The sequence below is a fragment of the Pseudomonas sp. SORT22 genome (assembly GCF_018417635.1).
In the GTDB taxonomy this organism is placed as follows: Bacteria; Pseudomonadota; Gammaproteobacteria; order Pseudomonadales; family Pseudomonadaceae; genus Aquipseudomonas.
Genome location: NZ_CP071007.1, coordinates 3,563,846 through 3,584,881 on the forward strand (window position 1 = coordinate 3,563,846; position 21,036 = coordinate 3,584,881).

28 protein-coding genes and 1 tRNA gene are annotated in these 21,036 nt (G+C 62.6%); 14 read left to right on the forward strand and 15 right to left on the reverse strand.

Annotated features, from left to right (window positions below; translation table 11 throughout):
• The first annotated feature begins 16 nt into the window (after positions 1–16).
• The 6 genes from JYG36_RS16140 (at position 17) to csrA (ending at position 5,237) form a co-directional block, all read left to right on the forward strand.
• The gene (locus tag JYG36_RS16140; RefSeq protein WP_093383947.1) at positions 17–1,090 is read left to right on the forward strand and encodes an NAD(P)H-dependent flavin oxidoreductase; all 1,074 of its coding nucleotides are present in this window, start codon (positions 17–19) and stop codon (positions 1,088–1,090) included.
• 82 nt (positions 1,091–1,172) lie between these two features.
• Positions 1,173–1,931, forward strand: a complete 759-nt coding sequence (gene modA, locus JYG36_RS16145) for a molybdate ABC transporter substrate-binding protein (protein ID WP_195883791.1) — start codon at positions 1,173–1,175, stop codon at positions 1,929–1,931.
• Complete coding sequence (gene modB / locus JYG36_RS16150) at positions 1,931–2,611, forward strand: molybdate ABC transporter permease subunit (protein WP_045196720.1); 681 nt, start codon at positions 1,931–1,933, stop codon at positions 2,609–2,611. Before modA ends, modB begins: the two co-directional genes overlap by 1 nt.
• Positions 2,612–2,613: 2 nt before the next feature.
• Positions 2,614–3,702 (forward strand): molybdenum ABC transporter ATP-binding protein, encoded by a 1,089-nt coding sequence (gene modC, locus JYG36_RS16155; protein ID WP_093383953.1) that lies wholly within the window; start codon positions 2,614–2,616, stop codon positions 3,700–3,702.
• Between the two features lie 42 nt (positions 3,703–3,744).
• Positions 3,745–4,758, forward strand: a complete 1,014-nt coding sequence (locus JYG36_RS16160; protein ID WP_195883789.1) for a DNA topoisomerase IB — start codon at positions 3,745–3,747, stop codon at positions 4,756–4,758.
• A gap of 281 nt (positions 4,759–5,039) precedes the next feature.
• On the forward strand, positions 5,040–5,237 hold the full coding sequence (gene csrA / locus JYG36_RS16165) for a carbon storage regulator CsrA (RefSeq protein ID WP_213601583.1): 198 nt from the start codon (positions 5,040–5,042) through the stop codon (positions 5,235–5,237).
• A gap of 78 nt (positions 5,238–5,315) precedes the next feature.
• Here the strand turns inward: csrA and JYG36_RS16170 are convergent, their stop codons facing one another.
• The 4 genes from JYG36_RS16170 to JYG36_RS16185 form a co-directional block, all read right to left on the reverse strand.
• On the reverse strand, positions 5,316–5,687 hold the full coding sequence (locus JYG36_RS16170) for a response regulator (protein ID WP_213601585.1): 372 nt from the start codon (positions 5,685–5,687) through the stop codon (positions 5,316–5,318).
• Between the two features lie 19 nt (positions 5,688–5,706).
• Positions 5,707–7,152, reverse strand: a complete 1,446-nt coding sequence (locus JYG36_RS16175; protein WP_213604439.1) for an ATPase domain-containing protein — start codon at positions 7,150–7,152, stop codon at positions 5,707–5,709.
• Position 7,153: 1 nt separating this feature from the next.
• Positions 7,154–8,314, reverse strand: coding sequence for a two-component system sensor histidine kinase NtrB (locus JYG36_RS16180; RefSeq protein ID WP_213601587.1), 1,161 nt, complete (start codon positions 8,312–8,314; stop codon positions 7,154–7,156).
• A gap of 80 nt (positions 8,315–8,394) precedes the next feature.
• On the reverse strand, positions 8,395–8,676 hold the full coding sequence (locus JYG36_RS16185; protein ID WP_213601589.1) for a hypothetical protein: 282 nt from the start codon (positions 8,674–8,676) through the stop codon (positions 8,395–8,397).
• A 138-nt stretch (positions 8,677–8,814) separates the two neighbouring features.
• Between JYG36_RS16185 and JYG36_RS16190 the strand changes: the two genes are divergently transcribed.
• Positions 8,815–9,009, forward strand: coding sequence for a hypothetical protein (locus JYG36_RS16190; protein ID WP_045196707.1), 195 nt, complete (start codon positions 8,815–8,817; stop codon positions 9,007–9,009).
• On the opposite strand, the gene JYG36_RS16195 is transcribed toward JYG36_RS16190, so the two are convergent.
• On the reverse strand, positions 9,003–9,764 hold the full coding sequence (locus JYG36_RS16195; protein ID WP_093383966.1) for an AraC family transcriptional regulator: 762 nt from the start codon (positions 9,762–9,764) through the stop codon (positions 9,003–9,005). The genes JYG36_RS16190 and JYG36_RS16195 overlap by 7 nt on opposite strands.
• Positions 9,765–9,872: 108 nt before the next feature.
• Between JYG36_RS16195 and JYG36_RS16200 the strand changes: the two genes are divergently transcribed.
• From JYG36_RS16200 to JYG36_RS16210, 3 genes are all read left to right on the forward strand, one after another.
• Positions 9,873–10,661, forward strand: coding sequence for a sulfite exporter TauE/SafE family protein (locus JYG36_RS16200; protein WP_213601591.1), 789 nt, complete (start codon positions 9,873–9,875; stop codon positions 10,659–10,661).
• A 103-nt stretch (positions 10,662–10,764) separates the two neighbouring features.
• Positions 10,765–10,849 (forward strand) — tRNA-Leu (locus JYG36_RS16205).
• Between the two features lie 144 nt (positions 10,850–10,993).
• A complete protein-coding gene (locus JYG36_RS16210; protein ID WP_045196701.1) occupies positions 10,994–11,407 on the forward strand; it encodes a DoxX family protein in 414 nt (137 codons plus the stop codon).
• A 39-nt stretch (positions 11,408–11,446) separates the two neighbouring features.
• Here JYG36_RS16210 and JYG36_RS16215 read toward each other — a convergent pair whose 3' ends face one another.
• Positions 11,447–11,650 (reverse strand): hypothetical protein, encoded by a 204-nt coding sequence (locus JYG36_RS16215; protein ID WP_093383976.1) that lies wholly within the window; start codon positions 11,648–11,650, stop codon positions 11,447–11,449.
• A 123-nt stretch (positions 11,651–11,773) separates the two neighbouring features.
• Here JYG36_RS16215 and JYG36_RS16220 point away from each other — a divergent pair, with 123 nt between their 5' ends.
• Complete coding sequence (locus tag JYG36_RS16220; protein WP_093383979.1) at positions 11,774–12,016, forward strand: hypothetical protein; 243 nt, start codon at positions 11,774–11,776, stop codon at positions 12,014–12,016.
• A 73-nt stretch (positions 12,017–12,089) separates the two neighbouring features.
• Positions 12,090–12,755 carry an SOS response-associated peptidase family protein gene (locus JYG36_RS16225; RefSeq protein ID WP_213601593.1) on the forward strand — a complete coding sequence of 222 codons (666 nt, stop codon included), beginning with the start codon at positions 12,090–12,092 and terminating at the stop codon, positions 12,753–12,755.
• On the opposite strand, the gene JYG36_RS16230 is transcribed toward JYG36_RS16225, so the two are convergent.
• Together JYG36_RS16230 and JYG36_RS16235 are read right to left on the reverse strand one after the other, a co-directional pair.
• Entirely contained in the window at positions 12,719–13,051 is a 333-nt protein-coding gene (locus tag JYG36_RS16230) for a hypothetical protein (protein WP_045196693.1), read from the reverse strand. The two genes, JYG36_RS16225 and JYG36_RS16230, sit on opposite strands and share 37 nt — an antisense overlap.
• 127 nt (positions 13,052–13,178) lie before the next feature.
• Positions 13,179–13,466: a hypothetical protein gene (locus tag JYG36_RS16235; RefSeq protein ID WP_093383989.1), complete on the reverse strand. Its 288-nt coding sequence runs from the start codon at positions 13,464–13,466 to the stop codon at positions 13,179–13,181.
• 155 nt (positions 13,467–13,621) lie between these two features.
• Here JYG36_RS16235 and JYG36_RS16240 point away from each other — a divergent pair, with 155 nt between their 5' ends.
• Complete coding sequence (locus JYG36_RS16240; protein ID WP_213601595.1) at positions 13,622–14,092, forward strand: PA2171 family ribosome-binding persister protein; 471 nt, start codon at positions 13,622–13,624, stop codon at positions 14,090–14,092.
• A gap of 37 nt (positions 14,093–14,129) precedes the next feature.
• Here the strand turns inward: JYG36_RS16240 and JYG36_RS16245 are convergent, their stop codons facing one another.
• The 6 genes from JYG36_RS16245 to JYG36_RS16270 form a co-directional block, all read right to left on the reverse strand.
• Entirely contained in the window at positions 14,130–15,716 is a 1,587-nt protein-coding gene (locus JYG36_RS16245) for a sensor domain-containing diguanylate cyclase (protein ID WP_213601597.1), read from the reverse strand.
• Positions 15,717–15,898: 182 nt separating this feature from the next.
• On the reverse strand, positions 15,899–16,255 hold the full coding sequence (locus tag JYG36_RS16250; protein WP_093383999.1) for an I78 family peptidase inhibitor: 357 nt from the start codon (positions 16,253–16,255) through the stop codon (positions 15,899–15,901).
• A gap of 62 nt (positions 16,256–16,317) precedes the next feature.
• A complete protein-coding gene (locus JYG36_RS16255; RefSeq protein ID WP_213601599.1) occupies positions 16,318–16,761 on the reverse strand; it encodes a GNAT family N-acetyltransferase in 444 nt (147 codons plus the stop codon).
• Between the two features lie 28 nt (positions 16,762–16,789).
• Entirely contained in the window at positions 16,790–16,984 is a 195-nt protein-coding gene (locus JYG36_RS16260) for a hypothetical protein (protein ID WP_093387579.1), read from the reverse strand.
• Positions 16,985–17,177: 193 nt separating this feature from the next.
• Entirely contained in the window at positions 17,178–17,606 is a 429-nt protein-coding gene (locus tag JYG36_RS16265) for a hypothetical protein (RefSeq protein WP_045196679.1), read from the reverse strand.
• Positions 17,607–17,712: 106 nt separating this feature from the next.
• A complete protein-coding gene (locus tag JYG36_RS16270) occupies positions 17,713–18,564 on the reverse strand; it encodes a phage tail protein (RefSeq protein ID WP_249744358.1) in 852 nt (283 codons plus the stop codon).
• 321 nt (positions 18,565–18,885) lie between these two features.
• Between JYG36_RS16270 and JYG36_RS16275 the strand changes: the two genes are divergently transcribed.
• The gene (locus JYG36_RS16275; RefSeq protein WP_213601603.1) at positions 18,886–20,391 is read left to right on the forward strand and encodes an MFS transporter; all 1,506 of its coding nucleotides are present in this window, start codon (positions 18,886–18,888) and stop codon (positions 20,389–20,391) included.
• On the opposite strand, the gene JYG36_RS16280 is transcribed toward JYG36_RS16275, so the two are convergent.
• Complete coding sequence (locus JYG36_RS16280; protein WP_213601605.1) at positions 20,388–21,023, reverse strand: TetR/AcrR family transcriptional regulator; 636 nt, start codon at positions 21,021–21,023, stop codon at positions 20,388–20,390. The two genes, JYG36_RS16275 and JYG36_RS16280, sit on opposite strands and share 4 nt — an antisense overlap.
• Between the last annotated feature and the right edge of the window lie 13 nt (positions 21,024–21,036).

A 21,036-nucleotide genomic window follows, 5' to 3' on the forward strand; every position in this document is an offset into this window, starting at 1 on the left:
ACAAGGAACCCCAGGCATGCGCCAATGGCCGGACACCCGTCTCCTCGATCTGCTCGGCATCGAGCTGCCGATCCTTCAGGCGCCAATGGCCGGCTCCACCGGTTCAGCCATGGCCATTGCCGTAAGCAACGCCGGCGGCCTGGGTTCGCTGCCGTGTGCCACCTTGAGCCTGGATCAGATCCGCGCCGAGTTGCAGGCCTTCAACGAGGCCAGCAACGGCCCGCTCAACCTCAACTTCTTCTGCCACCAGCCGCCGCAGCCGGACCCTGAGCGCGATGCGGCCTGGAAGCAGGCGCTCAAGCCGTATTACCTGGAGCTGGGCGCCGACTTCGATGCGCCCACACCGGTGTCCAACCGCGCGCCCTTCGACGACGCCAGCTGCCAGCTGGTCGAGCACTACAAGCCGGCCGTGGTCAGCTTCCACTTCGGCCTGCCCGAAGCCAGCCTGCTCAAGCGGGTCAAGGCCACGGGCGCCAAGGTGCTGTCCAGCGCCACCACCGTGGATGAAGCGCTGTGGCTGGAAGATCACGGCTGCGACGCAATCATCGCCATGGGCTATGAAGCCGGCGGCCACCGCGGGATGTTCCTCAGCAGCAACCTCACTACCCAGGTCGGCACCCTGGCGCTGGTGCCGCAGATTGTCGATGCTGTGAAGGTGCCGGTGATTGCCGCGGGCGGCATTGGCGACCACCGCGGCATCGTCGCCGCCCTGGCGCTGGGCGCTTCGGCGGTGCAACTGGGCACCGCTTACCTGTTCTGCCCCGAGGCCAAGGTCTCGGCGGCTCATCGCCAGGCGCTGCACAGCGCCAAGGAAAGCGACACGGCGCTGACCAACCTGTTCACCGGGCGCCCGGCGCGTGGTATCAACACGCGCATCATGCGCGAGCTGGGGCCGATGAGCGAGCTGGCACCGCGCTTTCCCCTGGCCGGCGGTGCGCTGATGCCGCTGCGGGCCATCAGCGAGCCAAAGGGCAACAGCGATTTCAGCAACCTCTGGGCAGGCCAGGCGCTGCGTCTGGGCCAGGCCCTGGCGGCCGGTGAACTGACCCGCACACTGGCACAAAACGCCCTCGCCCAGCTCAAACGCTGAAGCAGTACTTCCCGTTGGTCGGGCATTCGCTATATATTCACCTATATAACGACTACCCCCTCAGCCTGTGGAGCTGTTTTTCATGAGTAAGTGCGCACCTCGTTTTGCCCTGGCCGCCCTGGCCACCTTCATGACCTTCAACAGCGCCTGGGCCGATGAGGTACAGGTAGCCGTCGCCGCCAACTTCACCGCGCCGATCCAGGCGATTGCCAAGGATTTCGAGAAGGACACCGGCCACAAGCTGGTGGCCGCCTACGGCGCCACCGGCCAGTTCTACGCGCAGATCAAGAACGGCGCACCGTTCGAAGTGTTCCTTGCCGCCGACGACAGCACCCCGGAAAAGCTCGAGAACGAAGGCGACACCGTCAAGGGCTCACGCTTCACCTACGCCATTGGCACCCTGGCACTGTGGTCGGCCAAGGACGGCTATGTCGATGGCAAGGGTGATGTACTGAAAAAGAATGAGTTCAAGCACCTGTCGATTGCCAACCCGAAAGCTGCGCCCTACGGCCTGGCCGCTACCCAGGTACTGAGCAAGCTGCAGCTGACCGAGGCCACCAAGGGCAAGATCGTCGAAGGCCAGAACATTACCCAGGCGTACCAGTTCGTCTCCACCGGCAATGCCGAACTGGGCTTTGTCGCCCTGTCGCAGATCTACAAGGACGGCAAGGTCAGCAGCGGCTCGGCCTGGATCGTGCCGTCCAACCTGCACGAGCCGATCAAGCAGGACGCGGTGATTCTCAACAAAGGCAAGGACAACGCCGCGGCCAAAGCCCTGGTTGAATACCTCAAGGGCCCGAAAGCCGCAGCCGTGATCAAATCCTACGGTTACGAAATCTGATGCCACTGGATGCCAGCGACCTCGGCGCCATCTGGCTGACCTTCAAACTGGCCAGCCTGACCACGCTGATTCTGTTGCTGATTGGTACCCCCATCGCCTGGTGGCTGGCGCGCACGCGCTCATGGCTGCGCGGGCCGGTGGGCGCGGTGGTGGCCCTGCCGCTGGTGCTGCCACCGACGGTGATCGGCTTTTACCTGTTGCTGGCTTTGGGGCCCAACGGCTGGATCGGCCAGACCACCCAGGCGCTGGGGCTGGGCACCGTGGTGTTCAGCTTCAGCGGCCTGGTGATCGGTTCGGTGGTGTATTCGATGCCCTTCGTCGTACAGCCGCTGCAAAACGCCTTCAGCGCCATCGGTGAACGCCCGCTGGAAGTGGCCGCGACCCTGCGTGCCAGCCCCTGGGACACCTTCGTCCATGTGGTATTGCCCCTGGCCCGGCCAGGCTTTATCACTGCCAGCATCCTCGGCTTTGCCCATACCGTCGGTGAGTTCGGCGTGGTGCTGATGATCGGCGGCAATATTCCCGACAAGACCCGGGTGGTCTCGGTGCAGATCTTCGACCACGTCGAAGCCATGGAGTACCTGCAGGCCCACTGGCTGGCCGGGGCCATGCTGGTATTCTCTTTCCTCGTGCTGCTGGCGCTGTACTCCAGCCGCCGGGGCAAATCGGCCTGGAGCTGAGCATGGCGGCGATGATTCACGCCCGATTGAAACTGGACCGCGGCGACTTCAGCCTGGATGTCGACCTGCAACTGCCCGGGCGCGGCATCAGTGCGCTGTTCGGCCATTCAGGCTCCGGCAAGACCACCTGCCTGCGCTGCCTGGCCGGGCTGGAACGGGCCCCCGAAGCCTACATCGAGGTCAATGGCGAGATCTGGCAGGACTCGCGCCGCGAATATTTCATTGCCCCGCACCAGCGCCCGATCGGTTACGTGTTCCAGGAGGCCAGCCTGTTCGCGCACCTGTCGGTGCGCGCCAACCTGACCTTCGGCTACAAGCGCATCCCCGCCCAGCAGCGCAAGGTCAGCCTCGAGCAGGCCTGCGAACTGCTCGGCATCGAGCACCTGCTGCAGCGCAAGCCAGCCACCCTGTCCGGCGGCGAAGCCCAGCGTGTGGGCATTGCCCGGGCGCTGCTGAGCAGCCCGCAACTGCTGTTGATGGACGAGCCGCTGGCAGCCCTCGACGGCCCGCGCAAGCGCGAGATCCTGCCCTACCTCGAGCGCCTGCACAGCGAGCTGGAGATTCCGCTGGTCTACGTCAGCCACGCCCAGGATGAAGTGGCACGGCTGGCCGATCACCTGGTGCTGCTTGAGCAGGGCAAGGTCCAGGCCAGCGGGCCGATTGCCGCCACCCTCGCGCGCCTCGACCTGCCGCTGGCCCAGGGCGACGACGCCGGGGTGATCATCGAAGGCCAGGTCAGCGCCTACAGCAGCGACTATCAGTTGCTCAGCCTGCAACTGCCGCACAGCCACCTGCAATTGCGCGTGGCCCACGAACCGCTGGCCGTGGGCATGCCGCTGCGCTTGAAGGTGCAGGCGCGGGACGTCAGCCTGAGCCTTGGCGCCGACCAGCAATCGAGCATCCTCAATCGCCTGCCGGTGACCGTCAGCGGCCATCGCCCGGCCGACAACAGTGCCCACGTGCTGGTCAGCCTGGACGCCGCCGGCACCACCTTGCTGGCGCGCATCACCCGCTACTCCGCCGACCAGCTGCAGCTGCACGCCGGCCAGTCGCTGTGGGCACAGATAAAGTCGGTGGCACTGTTGGGTTGAGCTTGCGGTCCATAGTACAAACCCCGCAACCGGACCTGCGCCATGCCCGACACCGCCCTGCCCGCCGCCTTGCATTATGTCGATGACAGCCAGCCAGGCCTGCGGCGCAAAAGCCTGCGCGGCAAGTTCGCCTACTTCGATGGGCAAGGCGGGCGGGTCAAAGATCCGGCCACCCTCGCGCGGATCAAGGCCCTGGTGATCCCCCCGGCCTACACCGATGTGTGGATCTGCGCCGACCCGCAAGGCCACCTGCAGGCTACCGGCCGTGATGCCCGCGGGCGCAAGCAGTACCGCTACCATGCCGACTGGCGCAGTTACCGCGACAGCCACAAGTACGCGCGCATGCTGGACTTTGCCAGCCTGCTGCCCAAGCTGCGCCGGCAACTGGACAGCCACCTGGCGCGGCCGGGGCTTGATCGGCAAAAGGTCATGGCCCTGGTGGTGAGCCTGCTCGACAGCACCTTGATCCGCATCGGCAACCGCCAGTACGCCCGCGACAACAAGTCTTACGGGCTGACCACCCTGCGCACCCGTCACGTCAAGGTCGACGGCAGCGCCATCCGCTTTCAGTTTCGCGGCAAGAGCGGTATCGAGCATCAGGTGACGGTGAAGAACCGGCGCCTGGCCAACCTGATCAAACGCTGCATGGACCTGCCCGGCCAGGACCTGTTCCAGTACCAGGATGACCAGGGCCAGCGCCACAGCGTCGGTTCAGCCGACGTCAACGCCTACCTGCAGGAGCTGACCGGCAGCGACTTCACCGCCAAGGACTACCGCACCTGGGCCGGCAGCGCGCTGGCCCTGAGCCTGTTGCGCCAGCTTGAATGGCAACCGGAGCAGGAGGCCAAACGTCAGATCGTCGAGACCGTCAGGCAGGTCGCCAGCCGCCTGGGCAACACCCCGGCGGTGTGCCGGCGCTGCTACATCCACCCGGCGCTGTTCGAGCATTTCACCCTCGGCGAGCTGGCCAAGCTGCCACGGGCGCGCACGCGCAAGGGGCTGGAGGCCGAGGAAGTGGCCCTGGCGCTGTTTCTGCAAAACCTGGCGGCCCCTTGAAAAGCCATTCAGCGAAACCCACCTTGGGTATCATGCAGAGAAATTTCCCATATTCCTTCAACCCCCCTATGCTTGCGGGTACGGGCAGCACTCGCTGCTTCGGAGTGCTCATCCAGCCAATCGGCACCTGCGACTAAAGACTCACTACAGAATCTGTGTTCGGGGGAATTAATATCCGCCGAAAGCGTCTTTAATGAAGGGAAAGAGGGATGCACCCCTGTGTGATCCCGGCTTCTGCGGGCCGCGCCCGCAAGGCAACTTACGTTACCAAGGAGATATACATGCTGATACTCACCCGCAAGGTTGGCGAAAGCATCGTCATCAACGATGACATCAAAGTCACCATTCTGGGCGTCAAAGGGATGCAAGTGAGGATCGGCATCGATGCACCGAAAGATGTTCAGGTGCACCGCGAAGAGATTTTCAAACGCATTCAGGCCGGTAGCCCGGCACCGGAAAAAGGAGACGACCAGCACTAAGCAGCCCCCAACCGACTCAAGCCGCACGGATGCGCTTGATCCTGACACTGGCAACCCGCCCGGTTGCAGTCACAGGCCTCAAGGCGCCTCGGGCGTATCGACCAGTTCCTTCACTTTGGCAATCAGTTGCTCGATGTCGAAGGGTTTGTCGAACACGGCGGCGAACAGCCCGGGATTGTCCCGCCCCTTGTGAGCCTGCGCCCCGCTCATCAAAATGATCGGCAGCTCCTGTAACTGCGATAGCGCGCGGATACCGGTGGCCAGCTCCTCTCCGTTCATCTCCGGCATCATGTAATCAGTGATCACCAGCTCCACCCGCTTCTCTTTCAGCAACTCCAGGGCCTTCTTCCCATTACCGGCCAGTTCCACGTCGAAACCTTCGTCTTCCAGGGCCCAGCCGAGGATATGGGCGATCAGGTACTCGTCGTCGACGACCAGAATGGTGCTCATGCCGTTGCCACCCCCGGCCTCATGATCCAGGCACCTGCGAAGGCGTGCCGGACATCACCCCCGTGGCCTGGGTAAAGGCTTTTTGCAGGTCGATGCCATGGTCGCTGATGATCAGCTCCAGCAGGGCCGGGTCGTAATAGCTGTCGCGCACCTTGAGGATCGACAGCAAGCGCTTGAGCTCCGAGTCCATCTCGACAAAGCGCATCAACAGCAGGTTGTCGACAATGCTCGAAAGGTCCGGTGCTGGCGCGTTGATTTCCGAGCCGAAGATATCGCGCATCTCCCAAGTGGCCAGGACGCTGACGTCACGGGCCCGCAGCTCGCCGGTCAGGGCGCGGAAGAACTCATTCAGGCGCGTCGGGTTGCTGGCCAGGCGGGTGAACGCGCCGAGGCTGTCGATCAGCACGCGCTTGATGCTGTGCTGCTCGACCAGGCGCAACAAACGCATGCCGACATCATCAAGCACACCTTCGGTGGTCGGTTGCCAGGCAATGTGCAAGGCCCCGGCGCGCTCCATGGCGGCGAAGTCGTAGCCCAGGGCGCCGGCCTTGAGACGCAGGCGCTGCGGGGTTTCATAAAAGCCGAAATGCAGGCCGGGTTCTGCCGCTGTTGCCGCACCGAGAAAGCTCACGCCCAGTGAAGTCTTGCCGATGCCCGAGGGGCCCATCACCAGGGTCACCGAGGCGGCCGGCAGGCCGCCGCCGAGCAGGCGGTCGAACACCGGCACGCCGCTGGGAATGCGCATCAGTTCGCCCATGCCGTGCCCGCTGGGGTGGCTGTACAGTGATTCCAGGCGCGGGTAAACCTGCAGGCCGTGTTCGGTGATTTCGCATTCGTGAATACCCGACAATGCGCCACTGCCGCGGGTCTTTCGCAGCTGGATCCGGCGCACCGAGCGGCTGCCCAGCAGCTCGTCACCCAGCTCGATGACGCCATCGACCATGGTGTGTTCGGGGCTGCCGTCCTCCAGCCGCGAGCTGGTCAAGAACAGCACGGTGCAACCGGCGAAGGCGGCATGACCATGCAGCTCGGCGATGAATTTCTTGGTGTCCAGCGGCGTTTCCGCGCGCGAGCGGGCATTGAGCAGGCCGTCGACGATCAGCAGGCTGGCCTGGTGGCGGCTGATCTCGCCGCGCAGCAGTTTTACCACTTCATCCAGGCCCTCTTGCTCGAGGGTGTCGAAGGCGCTGACGAACTGCAGCTGCGCGCCGATTTTGCCGGGGTCGAAAAAGCTCAAGGTCGACAGGTACTGGAACAAACGCTCGTGGGATTCGCTCAGTAGCGTCGCCACCAGCACGCGCCCACCCTGGCTGACGTGATTGAAGGCCAGCTGGTTGGCGAGGATGGTCTTGCCCGAGCCAGGCCGGCCCTGGACGATGTAGGAAGCACCGACCACCAGCCCACCCTTGAGCAGATCGTCGAGACCAGGAATACCGGTGGCCAGGCGTTTGAGTTGTTCCACGATGCTATGCACCTCCGCGTTCAGGGTCGGGGTTGGCGGCGTAGACCGGCAGGTAGACACTCATGCAGGTGCCCTTGCCCGCTTCACTGCTGACGCTGACCGTGCCGTTGCTCTGCTTGGCAAAACCATAGACCTGGCTCAGGCCCAGGCCGGTGCCCTTGCCAAAACTCTTGGTGGTGAAAAAAGGCTCGAAGATGCGCGGCAGTATATTGCTGTCGATACCCCGCCCGGTGTCGCTGACACTGATGCAGACAAAGCGCCCGAGCAAGCCGTCGGGGCGCCCCTGCAGCTCGCAGTTGCGCGCCTGCATGGTGATCGTCCCCTCGCCGTCGATGGCATCGCGGGCATTGAAGATCAGGTTGAGCAAGACCATCTGCAACTGCCCGGCGTCGACTTCGACATCCCACAGTTCGTCGGCCAGCAGCACCTGCAACTCCACCGAGACAGGCAAGGTCTGGCCAAGCAGCAGGCGTGTCGATTCGACCAGATCCGGTACCTTGATGCGGCCGAACTTCAGCGCCTTGTGGCGGGCGAAACTGAGCAGCTGCTGGGTCATCTGGCTGCCACGCTCGCCAGCGTCGAGGATGTGCTCGAGCAAGCGCCGGGTGCGCTGCGGGTCGCGGCTGTTGAGGGCCAGGCGCGCCGAGCCGATGATGATGGTCAAAAGGTTGTTGAAGTCGTGGGCCATGCCCCCGGTCAACTGGCCGAGGGCTTCGAGCTTTTGCGACTGGAACAGCTGGGCACGGACCTCATCGAGTTGCAGCGCCGCGTCACGGCGGTCGGTGATGTCGCGGGTGATCTTCGCCAGCCCGACCACCTCGCCGTCCGGCGACTTGATCACATCCAGCGCCACCAGCGCCCAGAACAGCGTGCCATCCTTGCGCTGGCGCCAGCCTTCATCCTGGGCGCCACCGGTGCTCAAAGCCCGTTCAAGCAGCCGGGCCGGCTTGCCGTCGGCACAATCTTCGGGGGTGAAGAACATCGAGAAATGCCTGCCGATGACTTCTTCGGCGCGGTAGCCCTTGATCCGCTGGGCGCCTGCGTTCCAGGACACCACATGGCCTTCGAGGTCGAGCATGTAGATGGCGTAGTCAACCACGGTTTGCACCAGTTGCTCGAAGCGACTGGCGTGCATCACATGAAGATCGGAGTCGGATGAGACCATGGCTGCCCCACGAAGCCGTAAATGGCTTGTCTGGATATGACAGCATACGCTGCAAGCGATTCCCTGCGCTGGTCTAAAACTTAGTCGGAATCTTGCGCCACTGCCAACCGCCGACGCGGCAACGCCAGCTGGCCCAGGTAGGTACAGGTCGCCAGTACACCGATACCGGCAGTCAGCGCCAGCCAGCGCTGGCTGGCATCAAGGCTGCTGTCGGCGCTGGTCATCAGCAGCAATACCCCCGCCCCCAGCAGGCTCAGGAACAAAAACGCGGCAGCCAGCCAGACCTTGGCGAACAGCACGCGCCAGTACCATTTGACGCGCGGTTTGCCGGTGACGGTTTCAGCTGCGGCGTGCTTGGCCACGTTCCCTTGCCTCTATTGGATCCAACATGAAACCCACAGTGGCGCAATGACAGCAAGGAGTCAATTGCTCTATAGTCGCCCCGCACTTAAGACCTGCCACCTACCTCGAGGGAACGACGCGTGGCCGCAGACTTACGAATGAAAGCCATACACGACGATTTGCAAGCGACCGCCGCCGATCTTGAGCGGGTCTCACGCGACCTGCGCGGGCATGTGTTGTACCTGCAGCACTCCGTCCACCAGGCCGATGCCGTTGAAGTGCTGGGCAGGATTGCCGGCCTGAAGACTTCGGTGGATGACTTGCGCGGCGTCGCCGATAGCATCCACTACTGATCGCGCAGGCTGCGCGGCGTCTGCCCGAGGGTGCGGCGGAACATGCTGGAAAACGCCGCCGGGCTGTCGTAGCCAAGGTCCAGGGCAATTCGCGTGATCGCTTCGCCCTGGGCCAGCCGCGCCAGGGCCAGCAGCACACAGGCACGCTGGCGCCACTGGCTGAAGCTCATCCCGGTTTCGGCGCGAAACCAGCGCCCGAAAGTGCGCAGGCTGACATGCAGTTCACCCGCCCAATGCGCGGGTGACTGGTGCACATCAGGCGTGCGCAAAAAAGCCTGGCAACGCATGAGCAGCGCCGGGTCACGCGGCAGCGGTATGTGGAACGGCAAGCTGGCCGCGGCCCTCAGCTCATGCAGCAGCAGGTTGACCAGCGCCCCGTCCCTGCCCTGCTGGTCGTACTCCAGGTCCATCTCCACCGCCGCCAGCAACAACTGGCGCATCAGCGCTGAAACCTCCAGCACCTGGCACTCGCCCGTCAACATCAGCGCATCGGCTTCGATGTACAGGCTGCGGGTACTGACGCCGAGCATCAGCACCTCATGCTCCACCCCCGGGGCAATCCACACCGCCCGTTGCGGCGGCACGACCCAGTCGCCGGCCGACGTGCGTACCTGCATCACTCCGGTGGCACCATAGAGCAGTTGCGCGCGACGATGGCGATGGCGCGCCAGCAGGAAGCCGTCGGGATAATCAGTGCCAATGGCAACCACGGCGCGGGGCGTAGCATCGAGCAGATTGATCGAGACATTGTACATGGGGCAAGTCCGTGGCCGATTGGCGATCATTATTGACCGCTTTGCTCAAGCCGGCCAAATCACTGCTGGTTAACCTGTCGCTCCTGACCCGCAAAAGGACGACCTTCCATGCTTCTTGTACTCCTGGCCCTGTTCGGTTGCCTGAGCGGCATCACCACGGTGCTGTTCGGCTTTGGCGGCGGCTTCGTCGTCGTGCCGCTGTTGTATCACCTGCTGCGCATGAACCCGGCCACCACCGGCTCGGCCATGCAGATTGCCGTGGCTACCTCCACCTGCGTGATGATTGTCAGCGCCGCACTGGCCACCCTCAAGCATTGGCGTGCTGGCAACCTCAACCGTGAATTCCTGTGGCCATTGGCAGCGTACATCGCCCTCGGCGCGGTGTTCGGCGCCGCCCTGGTGGGCGCCCTGGCCAGTGAATGGCTGCGCTGGGCGTTCATCCTCTACCTGGCATTTACCCTGCTCGACTGCCTGCTGCGCGAGGGCTTTGTCCACGGCCAGGCTTCAGCGCGCTCGCTCGGGCCCGTGAGAACCGCCACTTGCGGTGTGCTGATCGGCGGCATTGCCAGCGTGCTGGGGGTGGGCGGCAGCGTCATGAGCGTGCCGTTGCTGCGCCGCCGCGGGCTGGGCATGACCCAGGCCACCGCCATGGCCAGCCCGCTGACCTTGCCGGTAGCGCTGGCGGCGACGGCGACTTACCTGATCACCGCCAGTAGCGATTTCGGAGCGCGGTTTGTCGGTTATGTCGATCTGTCGGCGTTTGCCCTGCTGGCCTTCGGCGCCTGGCTCGGCACCCGGCTGGCGGCGCGCTGGATCGGCAGAATCGATGATCGCAAGCATGCGCAGGTCTATCTCGGGCTACTCGCCCTGGTGCTGCTGAGCATGCTCTGGAGTTAGCCTGGGGCGCCGTCCAGAGCCTTGCACGCGGTTGACTCGAATATAACGATGGGTTATAAAGCTCGCTTGATTGAGGGATCAAATGCATTTCCCTCGAGCCAGTGCGAGTGTGGTGGAATTGGTATACACAGCAGACTTAAAATCTGCCGGCGTGAGCCTTGCGGGTTCGAGTCCCGCCACTCGCACCATCTTCTGAAAAGGCGCCTTAGGGCGCCTTTTTGCTGCCTGAGATTTACCCAGGGCTGCCCTTATGCCTTTTTTGTGCAAGCCGGGCCGCAAAACCTTCCGGCAACTGCTAAGGTAAAATTGCCCAACAACAAAGGAAGGCCACCATGCGCTACACCCTCTTCGACAACCAGCGCGACGTTATCATCCTGCTGGCGCGGATTCTGCTGATGATCCTCTTCGTCATGTCCGGCTGGAGCAAGCTCACCGGCTTCGAGGGCACGGTCGGCTACCTGGCATCGCTCGGCGCGCCAGCGCCTACAGTGGCAGCCGCGGTGGCGGTGATCATGGAGTTCTTCGTCGCCATCATCCTCATCCTCGGTTTCTACACCCGCCCGCTGGCCTTCCTGTTTGCCCTGTTCGTGATCGGCACGGCACTGATCGGCCATCCGTTCTGGACCATGGTCGAGCCGGCCAAAGCAGCCAACACCGTGCAGTTCTTCAAGAACATGAGCATTGTCGGTGGCTTGCTGTTGCTATCGGTCACCGGCGCCGGACGCTTCTCGCTGGACGGCCGCTAAACACGCCCTGCTTCCAGGTGCCGGCGGCTGCGCTGGTGCCTAGAGGTCGTCAAGGGTGTCGACGCCCTCGTCCCAGAATCCTTCGTCATCGCCTGCACAATCGCGGGCATCCTCGTCATCGTCATCCTGCGGATCGAACAGCGGATTGACCTCGTCCTGCGGCTCGTACTCGTCCTCGGCAAACTCATGGTCAAGCAGGTGATCATGTTCGGGCTCGTGAATGTCCAGATCGTCGTCGTTCATCTCGGGGTCCTGTAGCATCGGGAACGTGGGGGCGCCTGTATAAGCCGAGCTCGCCACGGCGTCAATATCAGCCCGTGCTGACAACCCGTGCTGAAAAGGGAAGCGTATTGCCAAGGAGCGACAGTGAAGTACCTGCTGATAGTCATCGCCAGCTATGGCGCAACATTCTTCGTGGTCGGCTCGGTCATCGAGGCCCGGCTGCATGACCTGGCCGAGAACCTGCGCTACCGCGAACGGGCCCCTACCAAGGCGCAGTACCTGCGCGAGGTGCGCGCCAGCGTGCAACGTTCGAAATTTGAGGCCAGTGCCTGGCTGGGCACCTTGCTGGCCCTGCTGCTGTCGCTGGCGGCCTGGTGGTTGAGCTGAGCGTCGGCGCCGCAAGCGTGCCCGGCGATTGCGTCTATCCTCCAGCGATAGGCCCCTCACGGAGCAACGCGCCATGTGCGGCAGGCTTTCTCAATACCGTGGCATTCACGACTTCGTCGACGCCCTGAGCATGCCAGGCGCCCTGGTCAACAACGTCGGCGATCAGGCACTGGGTCACTACAATGTGGCGCCGAGCACCCGCGTGGCGCTGTTGCACCTGCAGGCCGGTACCCTCCAGGCCGACTTGTTGCCCTGGGGCTGGCGCCCGCACTGGGCCAGGGACCGCGCAGCGCCGATCAATGCGCGCGTGGAGAAAGTCGCCCACGGCGCGTTCTTTCGCGCCATCTGGCCACAGCGGGCCATCGTGCCGATCGACAACTGGTTCGAATGGGTTGACCAAGGCGCAGCGAAAAAACAGCCTTACTTGATTCGCCGCAGCGATGGCCGCCCTGCCCTGTGCGCGGTCATCGGCCAGTTCAGTGGCGAGCATGCGGGGTTCGTGATCCTCACCGCAGACAGTGAAGGTGGCCTGCTCGACGTGCATGACCGCCGGCCGATCGTGCTGGCGCCGGCTGTCGCCCGGCAATGGCTGGACCCGGCCACCGCAGGCGAGCACGCCGAGCAGATGGCCTTGAACCTGGGCGAGCCGGCGGCGCGGTTCGAGTGGTACCCAGTCAGCGCGGCGGTCGGCAATGTGCGCAATCAGGGCGCCGAGTTGATCGATCGCAACCCGGCGTAAGCATTCATGGAAGGCAGTTCGTGAAGCTCGATGACTTCGGCGGCAATCGCCCGACAGCGTTTTACCCCCCAGACCATGGCCCGGGTCAGCGTAACTTCATCGAGACGGTCGTGATACTCCTCGACGACCGGTAAGCCGGCACTGGTATAAACCCCGAGAAACAACTGCGTACAACCACTGCGTGAAAGCCGCGCCTTGACATCAAGGGTAATTCCGGACTCCAGCGATTCTTCATGCTCCTGGCTGTGCAGTTGGCAGTCTGCCCAAGCCCAGTAGTGCGCGCCTCTGTACCTCATTATTATTTTCCTTGGTGAGTCGGCAGCACACGAAAGATATATAAAAAAAGTATGAAACAGAAGAACTCAATTGGCTGTTAAACAGGGTGCAATAGCGCCAGTGGCTATAAAGCATCCGGCGCACGCTTCACGTCAGCGAGACATACCAGGCGCCAAAAGCAAGCAGCCCTACCGCCTGCAAAATCAACAGCGTACCGGCCCCTGCAGGCTTGCCGGCGAGATACCAGTAAGTGCCGACCAGCGCCAGGCACAGGCCGTTGGTGACGCCCAGGGTAAACACTGCCAGCGCACTACTAAGGCCGGGGAACTGGCCGCCGGGGTTGGCCAGCAAGAACACGAAAATAGCGCCGCCAATTAGCGCGACAACAATCGCCGCCCCGGCAAAAAAGCGCTGTGGCAAGAAAGGGTCGTCCATGATCAGTCCGTGGTTGAGATAAGCCGAGCATCATACCCGTTGGCGAAACAGCGGTTAATGAGCAGTTGGGCAATCCGGTTGAATCCCTGGCGTCAGGCCGAGTCACTACTAACGCAAGGCCCCTTTTCAACCATCCGCTTTGCCGAGGATCCACCATGAATGCCATCGACCTGCTTAAAGCTGACCACAAGACCGTCAAGGCCCTTTTAACGCAACTGAGCGAGTCAACAGAACGCGGGATTAAAAAACGTTCGGAACTGCTGGCCAAACTGGAGATGGAAGTGGCCGTGCATACCCGGCTTGAAGAGGAGATCCTCTACCCTGTCTACAAGAAAGCCGGGGCCAAGGAACAGGTGATCATGTACCACGAGGCCAAGGAAGAACACCGCACCGTCGACTCGTTGGTGCTGCCCGACCTGAAAGTCACCGACCCGGGTACACCCGAGTTTTCCGGGCGGGTGAAAGTGCTCAAAGAGTTGCTCGAGCACCACATCGAGGAAGAAGAAACCGAGATGTTCCCGCAAGCCAAGAAGCTGCTTGGCAAGGACGTGCTCGAGGCCATGGGCGAGCAGATGGAAATGATGAAAGCCCAATACCGCAAGGACATGGCCAAGCAGGCGGCGTGAGGTTTATGTTGGTGGGTTAGTCACCAGGCTGCAGTGATCAGTCGTGGGCTAACGGTGCTGGCCGCTCACTCAAACCATCGATCAGGCACCAGCCATTGCGGCCTTTATCCTTGGCCTGGTATAGCGCCGAGTCGGCGGCGCCCATCAGGGTGTCGGCAGCTACCGGTTCCTTGACCGGGTAACCCAGGGCAATCCCGGCACTTGCCGTGACCCGCCCCGCCGGGCTTTGCACATGCTCGATCGCCAGCGAGCGGATGGCCTCGAGAATGTCTTCGACAATCCTGCTGGCCCCGGCAGCATCGGTGTTGGGCAGCAGCAGGGTGAACTCCTCGCCGCCGTAGCGCACGGCCAGATCACCCGGTCGCTTGAGGCTGCTTTGTATTGCCGCGCCCACCGCACGCAGGCAATCGTCACCGGCAGGATGGCCATAGTTGTCGTTGAAGCGCTTGAAGTAATCCAGGTCCATCATTACCAACGCCAACGGGTAGCGTTGGCGCTTGGCGCGGCGAATTTCTTCTGCCAGGGCCGTATCAAGGCGGCGTCGATTACCCAGCCCCGTGAGGCTGTCGCTCAAGGCCAGGTCGCGGACTGTTTGATGCGCACGGCGCAGCGCGGCCTCCATCACCATGCGCTCGCGCAATTGGCGCAGCACCAACGCGCCAAAGCCGCCCAACCCGACCAGCAGCAACAGCAGCACGACGGCGGTCTTGATCAGGTCCTCTCGCCAAGGGTCAATGATCGATGCCCTCGACAGCCCGGCCTCCACCACCAGCGGATAGGCGTCCAGGGCCTTGTAGGCATACAGGCGTTGAGTGCCATCGACTACGGCCGTGGTTTCGACGACGCCTTCGGGGGCCTGCGGCAGGTAGTCCTGGAAGATCTCGCTATCGGCCAGGCTGCCGCCGATTACCCGCTCGACAAACGGCCGGCGAACCAGGATGGTGCCGTCGCGCTTGGCCAGTACCAAGGCGCCACGGTCATCGATCTTGAACGCGCCATAGAACTCGACGAAATAATCAACCCTGACAGTCCCCAGCAGCACGCCGAAGAACGAGCCGTCGGGGTTGTTCAGGCGTCTGGAAATAGGAATGATCAGATCACCGGTCGAGCGGCTTTTGACCACCGCGCCGATGTAGACGCCGCGGTCGGTATGGGTGCGGTGATAGTCGAAATAATCGCGATCGGCGTTATTGGCATTGGTCGGTGTATCGCTCTTGTCGGTGACGATCCAGCGCCCGTCCGCGCCATACACGAACAACCCGTGCAACTGTGGCATCAACAAGGCTTGCTGCTTGAGCAGCCGGTGCAGCCGCGGGATGTTCATTCGGGTAAAACCGTCACCTTCAAGCCGCTCACCGAGCATCGCGGTAACCACATCGACCTGGCGGATCGCGTCTTCGGCATGCTGGGCGGTGGCGCTGGCAAGGTTGGTGACCGAATCATGGGCGCTGGCGAAAGCGTGCCGGTAGTCGCGCCAGATCCGCCAGCCCTCGATGGCGACGAACAGCAGCACGACCACCAGCATGAAGCTCAGGATCAAACGGAACAGCGGCGCTGAACGCCCTTCACGTGGCGAGAACGACTCGGCGGCTTCTTGCCCGTTCAGGTCATCGGATGGGTGCATACAGGTCCCTGTTCCATGAAACTCCCACCCCAGTGATAAACCACCTCCAGACCGACTGTTAATGCTTGCCGTTTAACATAGACCACCCAGGCCCGCGCACCTAGCGCCGCTGTGCAAAAAAGCGAATGAACATTCGAGGAAATCGGCCGCTTGCATGACCGTGGTGACCCGGCACTGCGGCACTAGCCGCAGAATGCCCCGTAGATCCGCTGCTGCTCGTTGACCTCAAGGTTCAGGCGGTCGGGAACGTAGCTCAGGTCGCGCCCAGGCGTCGACAACACGCGCACCGAACTCACCCCCGAAAGCACCTTGGCGACCAGCAGTACCTCCTTGCCCACTTCCTGACCAAAGAGGATCTGCAGCGGCTCTGACGAGCACTCCTGAAGGTCGCTGGTATAGGCACTGGAATCGTCGTTGAGGGTATCGGCGAGCTCGACTACAACGACGCGAAACACCAGCCAGCCGACCAGCACCAGGGCGAGCCCGAGGATAAGGGTGGGGAGTGCGTCAAGCACGCTGCGTGCTGCACTGTTGTCCATAAAAGAGCGCCTTGAAAGTCAGCTCAGACCGATCAGGCGAGCGCGAGTTCCCTGACCGCAATTCAAGCGCGAATACGCTTGAAATACACCAGTTCCGGATCGTGCTCGTCGAGGTTCTCGATGACACCGCTGGGCACGAAGCCGGCCTTGAGAATGAGCCGGCGCGAAGCCAGGTTGGATTGATTGGTCGAGACAAACAGCTTTGCCGTAGTACAGGCGGCTTCGGCGGCGGCCAGGAGTCGGGAGGCGACACCCTGGCGTTGATGACCTGGCGCCACGACCACCAGGCTGACAAAGCCGTGGTCGAAGAAGTGATAGGTAAGTACGACGTAGCCGATCACCGCGCCCGCGCGCAACGCCACCCAACACTGCTGCTTGCCGACGGACTCTTCAAGGAAGCACTGACGCTCAGGGTGGCTGCTGGCGTAGGCATCGAACGCGAGCATTGTGCACACATCTTCAAACGTAGCCGGGCGAATCAGCGGCGTATCCTGCATTGTGTCCATGGGGCCTCCTGCCTGATGTTTGCGCTGCTCAGCGTGGGCCCAGCAATGCCGCGTTGGCCTGGCGCACCATCGCCACCCACTCCCCCGGGCTGACCCGGCCGGACTGTTCGAGCTGTTGCGCGGCCATCAACGCCCGGTCGTATTCAGCTTCCTGCAACCTGCCTTCCCCCAGGAAGCGGGCTCGCCATTCCACAATCGCCGCCATCCCTTTGTTCGTCTCCATCCCCGCCCCCAAGTGCACTGTAAACAGGTGTGCGACCGGGTCGCCACCTGAGCGGCGGCGAGATTACAGGAGAACAGTAGGCTTGAGAATGCTTCGTAATACCGTTTGTCGTCAAAATGGCATACGCGACGCCTACAGTTGGGCCCCGCCATTCCTCGGGCTGGGCCACTGCCATAGGGTCAATAGCTGCTGATTATTGCTTCGCTGGCGGACAGTCCGCTTGCAGAAAAACCATCGAATATGTGAAATGCCTGTCGAACGTAAAAGGGGCGGTACCCGGCGCTGTCCATTCGGCGTAGTTGCCCGTCATGGTGGTAGCACTGTCCAGGTTACCCATTGCCATGCTCGCGACATTGCCAATGTGAGAGATCGGAATACCGCCGTACCAGCGCACCTGTTTTTCATTCTGGAACCAGCCGCCATTCCAGTTCGGCTGACTGGTGGAGTACCAGGTGTGATCAGATTTGAGACAGACCGTCTGGACCGTCGCAGCAGCCCCACCTGGACTGGTGAACGTCGACACTCGCCAGAGGCCAGCAGGCGAGCTATCCGCGTGTGCCGCGCCAACAGAGCCTGTGGCAAGGCCGAACAACAGTGCAAAACGAGTAAAACTTCCCTTCATGATGTTTCTCCATGGAAATATGCGCTAGCGGGTTGAGCTGCAAACATTTGCGCGTACCTTTACGTCGTCGTGAAACAGCGCCAAGGCCTCAACCCGAGCAATCTATTCAGTATTTGATAAGTGCGAGCATTGCGATGTTGCGTGGGCGCGTCACACCCGAATAGCCTCGGTCCAGCCCCACCCCAGGCAACGGGAAGTTGTTGATCGCATCGGCGCCGCCGATGGTGACGGTTGCGTAGTCGTTGACCTCGTAGGGGTCGACACCCATTGCCACTTGCGAAGCCGCACCGGTTTTCAGTGAAGTGCAGGCACTCCAGACGCCATTGGCCTTGTTGTACTCGGTGGTGTCGTAGGTCTGCAGGGTGCCCTTCTGGCGCGAGCCGAACACGCGACCGGTGTCCACCCCCCTGCCGCCGTCAAAGCCGCGGATGAACTCGCCGCGCAGGTCAGGCAGCGTGAAGGTAGAGGTGCCATCGCCCTCCCCGTAGGTCGTGCCGATTGCGGCAAAGAGCGCCGCATAGGTGCAACGCGATACCGCTGCGCCATCGGCCTTGAGCCAACCGGCAGGAACGGCATTGGCCGCAGAATATTTCACATCACCCGGCGCAGCCCCCGAAGCGATGGAGATCTGCCCCAGGGTTACCGCGTGATGGCTACGGGTTGCGTTGGCGACCTGTTGCGCGCCGCCGTCACAGCTGAGCAATACCCAGCACAACGCGCCGCCGTTGAGCAAAGGACCAATGTGCGAAACCAGCGTGACGTTGCCGCCAGCAACGATCTCGTCACCCTGCAACAGGTGCCCGCCCAGGCCGTAGATCGGTGCTGCCGCCAGCCCGTCAGGGGCATAGGTGGCATCGGCAGGGTTGGTCATGCTGGCGCGAAAATACTGGACCACACCGTTGGTGGTGGGCAACGCGGCAAAAGGAAGAGAATTTGCAGCGGTGTAGATAATTGTCATCTGACATTCCTTGTTAGCTGACATGGAAAATGAATACGCATCGGCCGTGGTTCGCCCCACCCGGGGCACGTTCGGCCGCGTGAAAATACTGTATATCCATACAGCGTTATTGACAAGAAAATTTTTCATCACACGTGCCGAGCCTGGGCACGCTTACGCGGTTCTCACTGTTGTCCCAGGGAGAAAATGACACTCGCGTTACGCCTGGCTGGCGCCTCTACGCTGGCGGAATATTTCCAACAGCCCATTGACCGACGGTCAGTCGATTAACTATGGTCTGCTTTCCCCGTTTATTTCCCGACGGTTCTGGAGACCTCAAGCATGCATCGCTACAAGCGCCCCGCCGTGCTCGCCGCCGCTTACCTGGGCACTTTTCTTGCGTCGCTGGACATCAGCATCGTCAACCTCGCCCTGCCCTCGCTGCAAAACGCCCTGGCCACCGATCTTGGCGGCTTGCAATGGGTGGTCAGCATCTACGCCGTCGCGCTCTCTGCGTTCATGCTGTCGGCAGGCCCAGTGGCAGACCGTTACGGCCACAAACGCGCCTGGCTGACAGGTGTTGCACTGTTTACTGCAGGCTCCGCGCTGTGTGCCCTGGCCGAGGCGCTGCCGATGTTGCTGTTCGGGCGGGCGGTCCAAGGTATCGCTGGCGCCTTGCTGATTCCCGGAGCCATGCCGCTGATCACCCAGGCCTTCCCCGAGCCCAGGGCCCGCGCCCACGCCATCGGTGGCTGGTCAGCCTTCAGTGCCCTGGCCCTGGTGCTCGGCCCTTTGCTTGGCGGTGTACTGCTGCAGCACTTCGGCTGGCAAAGCATCTTCCTGATCAACCTGCCGCTGGGTGTCCTGGCCCTGTTACTCGGCGCCTGGGGCATCAGCGAGCGAGCCCACCCGCAACAGGCCGCACTCGACCCCTGGGGCCAGTTGCTCAGCGTGTGCTGCCTGGGCGCGTTGAGCTACGGCCTGATCCGCGCCGGCGAATCGGGTTTTGCCGCACCGGCACCCAGCCTTGCCATAGGCCTGGCGCTGATCGCGCTGCTGGCCTTGATCGCCGTGGAAAAGCGCGTAGCGCGGCCGTTGGTTCCCCTGGACCTGTTTCGTGACCGACGCTTTGCCGTCAGCAACCTGGCGTCATGGGTGCTGGGCTTTTCCAGCTACAGCAGCCTGTTTTTCTTTTCACTGTTCCTGCAACAGGCGCAAGCCCTGAGCGCCACCGAAAGCGGTTTGCGGATGATGCCGACGTTCATCGCCAGCGGTGCGTTATCGTTGATGTTCGGTCGGTTGCAACGGCATTTCGCCCTGGAACACTTGCTGGCCTGGGGTTACGGGCTGATCGGCATGGCGATGACCGCCATGGCGCTACTCAGCGCCAACACGCCCTATTGGCCATTGTTACTGTGCTTTGTGACCCTCGGCCTGGGCATGGGCCTGGCCGTACCCGCCACCGGCCTGGTAGTGATGAACGCGGTTCCCGCCAGCCGCGCCGGTATTGCTTCGGCAACCATGAACGCCCTGCGCCAGACGGGCATGAGCCTGGGCATCGCCCTGCTTGGCAGCCTGATGAGCTTGCGCGCCAGTGCCGAACTGACGCGTTTGCTGACGGTTGCAGGCGTCGACGATGCGGCGACCCTGGCGCAACAAGCGGTTGCCGAGCACCCATTGAGCAGCGCCACGCCGTTGTTCGCCCAGGCCTACGCCACGGCGATGGCCGCAGGCTTCAACCTGGCAATGCTGGCTGCCGGACTGTGCAGCCTGGGATGCGCCGTGTTGCTGCAGCGGCAATTGCCGGTGCCCAGCGCGTCGGCGACCAACGAAAGTGCACAGGGTTAGGCGTTGCCGGCAGCGCCGAGCATGGCCAGGCAGGCATCGGCAACCGATTTGGCGAACGCCGTGCAGTCGTCGAGACGCTCGACGATGGCGTCGTCGCTGACCCCATGCACCGCGGCGTAGATCATCAAGGCGCTGATGCGCGGCTGCGGCAAGGCCCAGGCACCGGCGGCGCGCCCGCCTTCGAGAATGCCCTGCAACTGGTCGAGAATGTCGTTCCTGGCCTTGTTACTGCGGTCATGGTGGTGATGGTTGGTGTAGACGATGTCGTGTATCGCGAAGGTTTTCAGGTAAGTGGCGATATTGGCATGCACCCAGGCGCGCAGGCGGCCGGTCCAGTCATCAGCGGCGCACTGCTCCACCGCCTGTTCGAGTTGCTCGAGAAAGGCCTGGGTGTAACGCTCGCCGAGGGCTACCAGCATGTCCTGCTTGGATGGGAAATAATGATAGAAGGTGCCCTTGGCCACCTGTGCCTGCTCGACGATGTCACTGATGGTCGTAGCTTCCACGCCTTTGGCCAGAAACAAACGTTGCGCCGCCGCCATCAATTCCTCCAGACGTACCTCGGCCGGCTTGGTTCTCGGCTCATTGACCGCTTTGCTAGGGGGCGCTGTGCGTAGGCGTCGCTGATTCATCAGAGGTTCCGGC